Genomic DNA, 7,218 nt, shown 5'->3' on the forward strand with positions numbered 1-7,218 from the left:
TGTTATTAATGTTCAAATATTATTTTTATATATTAATCAAGATTTTTTATTTGATTACTGTTATAATCAATGTTGTCCTCTAAATTGTATTTTTTACCAGTTCTGATAGGGCTGCTGTATAATTTAAGCCCGCTGATAAATCCTTTTAAATAGGGGTTAAATCCTCCTCTTAAATCCCTATTAAGTAAGTAGGAAATGATTTGCGGTAAAAATAGGTATATGGAGAAATATAATAAGAATTTAAAATTATTGTGGTTATTGATGTTTTGTTCCATAAAATAAATCCTATTTCGAGTACAATAGTAAGTTTTAAGATAGTTTGTACTTGATACACTTACTTTGTGCCAGATTTTTGACTTGAATGCATAAACTGATTTATATCCTGATCTTCTTCCTCTAAAACACCAGTCAACATCCTCCCAATACATAAAATAATTAGCATTTAACATTCCGATTTTATCAATCACTTCTTTTTTACAGAGTATACATGAACCGGTGATGTAATCTAATTCGCAGTTTTGATCATACCTGCCATCATCTATCTGATTAAAAGCTGTTTCAACCGCAATAACTTTTTTGAGGTCTATTTTTCCTCCACCAGCTGCTTGTATAACTTCTTTTTTGTCGTAGAAATAAGTTTTTGCCCCTACAAACCCTATTTTTTCATCATTTTCAGCTGTTTTTACGAGTTCTTCGAGAAAATTTCTGTCAACAACTGTATCATTGTTTAACAAGAGAACATAATTAGATTTAAGGATACAAACTGCGTATTTAATTCCAGTATTATTTCCGCCTGCAAAACCATAATTTTCATTATTTTTTACTAAAATAATCTTTTCAGAGGGTAATATATTAGAAATCTCTTTTTCATCTTTTTGTGCAGTTTCAAATTCATTTTCATTATATTCAAATATTTTTATAGGTTTATTGGATGTATCATAATGAAAAAAGTTAGATTTTACCCCTATTTTTCCTTTACAGTATTCTTTTATTTTTTCTACAGAGTTGTCGTTGGAATTGTTATCAATTACTATAACATTGAAATCAGGATAATTAATATGATAAATTGATTCTAAACATTCAATAGTGTCTTTCCAACCATTCCAGTTCAGGATAATTATGGCAACATTATTTTCTGGTTTTTTCATGATATAACCTTTAAATGTGCTGAATCATTGTATAATCCATTCTTTTTGTATTTCATATAATAGTGGGTGGTTAAACATACTGATCCTAATCCATATATTACTTAAAATAATCCTATTAAGTTCTAATGTCTTTTTAACTTTTAATGAATATAATATGGTTTTTTTTAGATAAAATATTGTTTTATTTAAATTTTTACTTCCAAAAAGGTGTGATAATGGATAATATTTAAGCATTGTAATCAATAAATTTTTATTGTAATGGTATTCCATTAGATCAGATGTTTTATGCTGATTTATACTTTCTGAAATACCTCTTTTATGATAAACTACTGAATTTACGGCTAAAACAGATTTGAATCCTTTTAATCTGATTCTCCAGGAAAGATCTACATCTTCAAAGATTACAAAAAAATTTTCATCAAATAATCCACTGTTTTTTAAAACTTCTTTTGGATAAACAGCCGCCGCAGCACAGGCTCCAAATATTTCTCTATCCTTTATAATTGGATTATATGCTGAATTTATTCCTTTATCCATTGCGCTCCAAATATGAATTTCCTGACCTAAAGAATCTATGAATTTTCCATCAGGTTTTAAAAGTAAAGATTGAATGCTCCCTATGTTTCTATATTTTTTTGCTGCTTTTATTAATTCCGTAAGAAAATCAGGCTCAACAATAGTATCATTATTTAAAAGGAGTATATATGTTGAGTCAGTATTTAATGCAAATCTTATCCCGACGTTGTTTCCCCCAGCAAATCCATAATTTTGTTTATTTTTAATTATAGTTATTTTTTTAGATGATGGTATCTTATAATATTCATCTGATCTATTTTTCAATGTTTTAAGTTCTTTTTCAGTGTATTCAAAGATTTTAATAGGTTTGTTTAAATAGCTGTACTTAACATGTTTGGATTGGACCTTAATTTTGCATTTACAGTACTCTTTTATTTTTTCTATGGAATTATCAGTAGAACTGTTGTCTACCAATATAACATCATAATTTGGATAATTAATCTGGTAAATTGATTCTAGACACTCTATGGTGTCTTTCCAGCGGTTCCAGTTTAGAATAATTATTGAAACTTTTGGGTTCATTTAGGGCCTCAAATTAATAAATAAAGCTTAATTTATATTTATGAATTAAGCGACCATTATCGAAATTTTATTTAAATATAATTTAAATAACAATTATACATCAATTACTGCGTATAAACGGTAGTATAGGGAAGATTTAATGAATTTTAATTTATTAAACAGGCTAATTGGTAATCTTAACCATAAAGGCAATCCTGTAATTAATGATAATTGATTTAAATTAATAGGATCATCTTCTACAACTCTAAATGTGCTGAATTCTTTTGAAATTAAGTTTTCAAGGTCTTTTTTTGTGAAAAAATTAATATGATCTTTTTCTAAAATATGCTCATATGTTAATCCTGTTGATTTAAGCTCAAAAAATTGTGTGCAGTTTGGTACTGTTATAAGTATATTTTTCTTTGCTACTCGTTTTGATTCCTTTAAAATTTTATGTGGATTATCTACATGTTCTAAAATTTCAAAGAGTAAAACTGTATCAAAAGTGTTGTCTGGGAATTCTAAATTGTCTGCTTTCATTGTATATGCTTCTATGTCATTTTCACGTGCTTTTTCAACATATTCTGGATTTATGTCTACACCTGTGCATTTATATCCTAAATTGTTTAAATTACTGCAATAACCTCCTGTAGCACATCCTAAATCTAATATTTTCCTTCCCGCATGGTTGGTAACAAAATTAATGGACTTTAAGGATACACATGGTTCTATAGTTAAGTACCAGTTTTTAGTATCTCTAAATATTTCATTATTTTCCATTAGATTACCTCTATGATACCCTTAAAATATTGATTATGTCAAAATTTTAGATTATTTAAATTCAGGATTGTCCTTTTTTAAGGTTTTATTTGAATATTTAAAGACCATTTAAGTTAAAATGCTATATATTACTATATTTATTATTAGTAATATATTTATCTCCTTAATTGTTTCAATAGCATTATATCAACTTCATCAATGCACCCAAATATATAAATAATGATTAAATACAGCAAGGTAGCCATAATAATCAATAAAAATAGATTTAAATCTTTAAAATACAATATAAATATGCTAATGATTAAAGTTGCAAATAAAATCTTTGATAAATCATCCATGACTGTTTTATATTGAATTCCATAACCAAATTTGTAAGTAACCAGGAAGATATACCCTGTTGAAACTATTGCAGCTATAAGTGTAGCAAAACTTGCTCCAATATAACTAAAGAGAGGAATTAAGAATAAATTTAATAATATATTTGTTGCAGCAGATATTATGGAGATTTTAGTTATAATATACTGTTTATTTATTGATTGTAACAGCTGTACAAATGGAGCCCCTGCAAAAGTTAGTATAATTGTCCATATCAGTATCTGTAAGGCAATTATTGATTGACTGTATCCTGGACCGAAGATCGTTAATATAATTTTATCTGCTAAAATGGTCACTCCAACTCCCATCGGAACTCCAATTATAATCATATATTTGAAATATTTTTCGTTCATTAGTTTAAGCGAATTTTTGGAAGATGTGTAAAACTGGGACATAACTGGAAAAATAGCCATATTAATTGCATTTGGTATAAACAACAGTATCAACATTAATCTGTATGCAGCGCTGTACCAACCAACTACTTCTGCTCCCTGTACTACCGACAGCATTATTGAGTCAATATAATTATACAACATTCCACTAAGGGCAGTTATTCCAAAGGGCCATGATTCTTTTATTATGGGCTTCCAAAATGAAAGATCTATTCTAAGTTCCGGCAGCGGAAAGTTTTGCACATATTTGAAAAGGATATATGCTGCGATTAATCCTGCAGAAATCACATTAATAAAAGCAAAGAAAATAATGCTTAAATTATAATGTATCATAATTACAGTGCCTAAAAGCACTATAACTGAACTCAATATCGTGCTCAATGATATGTATTCCATTTTTTCATTGGCCTGGAAAATAGCACCTAAAACACCTGAAAAAGACCCTATTATCACAGATACCGTGACAATATAAATAATATTTTTAACGATTTCGGGATATCCAATTATATTGGTGATGATTATTATCAATACAAAGGTTAAAATGGACAGGATAATTTTTATGAGAAAAATATTGGAGATATATTTATCTCTATCAGATAAATTCCTTGAAATTTCTCTTACCATAAGCGTGCTCATACCTAAATCCGCAAAGATGCCGAGAATTCCGGTAATAGAAAGTGCAATAGACCATATTCCAAATATACTGGCTCCAAAGTATCTTGCAGCGTACATTGTAATAAAAAATGTGAAAATATAGCTTATAATCTGCGATATCAATAAAAAAGTAGTGTTTTTTGCTATTTTACGAACTCTGCTCATTAAAAATTCTTCCTTTTTTAATGATGATATATTAAATTACAAATCTAGTTTTTATAACTTTAATAACTCTTTATAAACGGTTAAAATGCTAATTCTGCATTAAAATAATGAAATCAAGTGCATATCATATATTTAAATTAGGAATATTATGCTTTTGACTCATTGTTGCACATTACAATATCACTGTAACTTATTACTTACTTACAATAAATATATTTCTATTAACGGATCATTTTCATTTACAAATTAAAAATTAAATAAATGAATGACTTAATGACAATATCTGCATTTTTTGTAAATTGAAAGCATTAATAATAAATTTAAGTTAAAAAAAATAATTTTTTTATATTTTTATAAAAATTAAACGGCATTACATTAAGATAGAACTTTTTTAAACCATTCTACAGTTTCTTTCAGTTCCTCTTTAAAATCAGCTTTTGGATCATAACCCATTGATTTAGCCTTGGATATATCTGCTAATGAATACTTTATATCTCCCGGGCGTTCTTTCTCATAGATGGGTTGTATGTCTATTCCAATAATTTCTTTTATCATCAAAAAAAGCTGGTTTATAGTGGTGCTTTTACCAAGGCCTATATTAAATGCGCCGGTTAATTTTGATTCTGCAGCCATTATATTAGCAGCTACAATATTTTTTACTGAGACAAAATCTCTGCTCTGTTCTCCATCTCCATATATAATAGGACTTTCATTTTTAAGTATTTTATCAATGAAAATAGGGATTACAGCCGCGTATTGTGAGTTAGGGTCCTGCCTTGGTCCAAATACATTAAAATATCTAAGGGAAATTGTTGGTAATCCATAAATTTCAGAAAATACATTGCAGTATAGTTCCCCAGTAGTTTTACCCACAGCATAGGGTGATAAAGGGTTAACTGGATCATCTTCACTAAGCGGCAGTGATTCTGTATCTCCGTAAACAGCCGAAGAAGAGGCAAGTACTACCTTTTTAACATCTGTATTTTTTGCAGCCTCAAGAACTTTTAATGTCCCGGTTATATTGACTTTATTTGAAATAAAGGGGTCATCTACACTTTTTTGAACGCTGGTAACGGCTGCCTCATGGAAAACATAATCGGCACCGTCAAAAATTTCTTCTAAATTAATTGAAGTTATATCCCCCAGTGTAGTGTCAATTTTAGAAATATTAAAGTGTTTTATATTTTCTATATTTCCAGTTGATTGATCATCAATAATAACGACCAGATTGTCTTGGCTAAGTTTTTCGACAAGATGTGATCCAATAAATCCGAGACCGCCTGTAACTACAACTTTTTTATTTTTCATAGGTATTCCTCTAATAGATATTAATGTTTAAACTGAACTTCAAGTTACACTCACGTTTAGATTAAGCGAACGATAGACGTTTTGAGTATCCGGTAATTTATATAATAAAAATTTTACATTCTGGTTTCCAGCAGGAAGATTAAATTTGAATGGAATTTCTTTTTGTTCACTATTTGTAAGGGTAATGCTTTCATTTTTTAAAATAGTTTGATTATTTTTTACCACTAACTGGTATGTAGTATTTGCATATTCATGATTTACAATACCAATAATCATATTTCCACTTTCGCCGGCAGTTAAATTAGTTGGGTAATCACCTGCTTTTTCATTAGGTCCTAAAATGTAAAATTCGGTGAATTTTTCGCCAGGTTGTGGAAAAACGGCAATATAAATAGTTGCAACAACTGCAATGATAAGTGCAATAATTAAAATAATTGATATTGGTTTATCCAAGTTAAATTTACTCATATATAATCTTCCTTATTTATGTGTGTTAAATTCATTCTATAAAATTGCTTATTTAAAAATTGTTTATTTAAATTAGATCATATTTCTAGAATATTATTATTTTATTTGTTTTAATAATTATTCTTGTTTAATATATTCTAAATTTATATAATACTTTTTTCTATTTGTATACATATATAGATTAAGTTAAGGATATATTAAAATGAGTAGGGGGATATTTTGTGAAATTTTGAAAGTTATTGAACTTTAAAATCAGGCAAATTAAATATCTAGAACATCTTTAAGAATTCCTCCCTAGAAAAGTACAATGTATTTTACAGCCTTAATTTTTTAACGCTCATGTTCACAAAAACTGTCGGTCTTCAAAAATCTTCGATTTTTGAAACCTCGAAAACAAAGCATTCGAAAATTTACAATTTTCGATGCGTCAAATCAAAGATTTAACAGTTTTCGAAGGTTTTTGTAACCGTAAAAATCGCAGCTGGCAAATACTTCGTATTTGTCGCCTGCAAAACCCTTAAAATTCGAAGAATTTTGGGGCATGTAAAACTTCGTTTTGCGGTTCAGGAAAACCTTAAAAAATCGTAGATTTTTTACGTATAGAAAAATGCTACGCATTTTTCTCTAACTACGGTTTTCGGGGCGTCAAAATCAAAGATTTTGACAGCTAAAGAAAATGCGTTGCATTTTCTGTGTTTGCGAATTGAAAATTCGCAACCGTAAAAATCGCAGCTGACAAATACTTCGTATTTGTCGCGTCAAAATCAAAGATTTTGACAGCTTGCAAAATTCATAGAATTTTGCGGCCCAAAAATTCTACGAATTTTCGACGGCTTGCAAAATTTCTAATT

The 7,218-nt window shown here is 28.5% G+C and carries 6 protein-coding genes; all 6 read right to left on the bottom strand.

The window, feature by feature from the left end; genetic code table 11:
- Window positions 1-32: 32 nt before the first annotated feature.
- A complete protein-coding gene (locus tag ASJ80_RS03210; RefSeq protein WP_069582558.1) occupies window positions 33-1,148 on the bottom strand; it encodes a glycosyltransferase family 2 protein in 1,116 nt (371 codons plus the stop codon).
- Window positions 1,149-1,172: 24 nt separating this feature from the next.
- Window positions 1,173-2,246 (bottom strand): glycosyltransferase family 2 protein, encoded by a 1,074-nt coding sequence (locus ASJ80_RS03215; RefSeq protein WP_069582556.1) that lies wholly within the window; start codon window positions 2,244-2,246, stop codon window positions 1,173-1,175.
- Between the two features lie 93 nt (window positions 2,247-2,339).
- A complete protein-coding gene (locus tag ASJ80_RS03220; protein ID WP_069582554.1) occupies window positions 2,340-3,005 on the bottom strand; it encodes a class I SAM-dependent methyltransferase in 666 nt (221 codons plus the stop codon).
- A gap of 155 nt (window positions 3,006-3,160) precedes the next feature.
- Entirely contained in the window at window positions 3,161-4,591 is a 1,431-nt protein-coding gene (locus ASJ80_RS03225; protein ID WP_069582552.1) for a flippase, read from the bottom strand.
- 375 nt (window positions 4,592-4,966) lie between these two features.
- Entirely contained in the window at window positions 4,967-5,899 is a 933-nt protein-coding gene (locus ASJ80_RS03230; RefSeq protein ID WP_069582550.1) for an SDR family oxidoreductase, read from the bottom strand.
- Between the two features lie 39 nt (window positions 5,900-5,938).
- Window positions 5,939-6,367, bottom strand: a complete 429-nt coding sequence (locus ASJ80_RS03235; RefSeq protein ID WP_069582548.1) for a DUF1616 domain-containing protein — start codon at window positions 6,365-6,367, stop codon at window positions 5,939-5,941.
- Window positions 6,368-7,218 lie beyond the last annotated feature (851 nt).

This window comes from Methanobacterium bryantii (assembly GCF_002287175.1).
Taxonomy (GTDB): domain Archaea; phylum Methanobacteriota; class Methanobacteria; order Methanobacteriales; family Methanobacteriaceae; genus Methanobacterium_D; species Methanobacterium_D bryantii.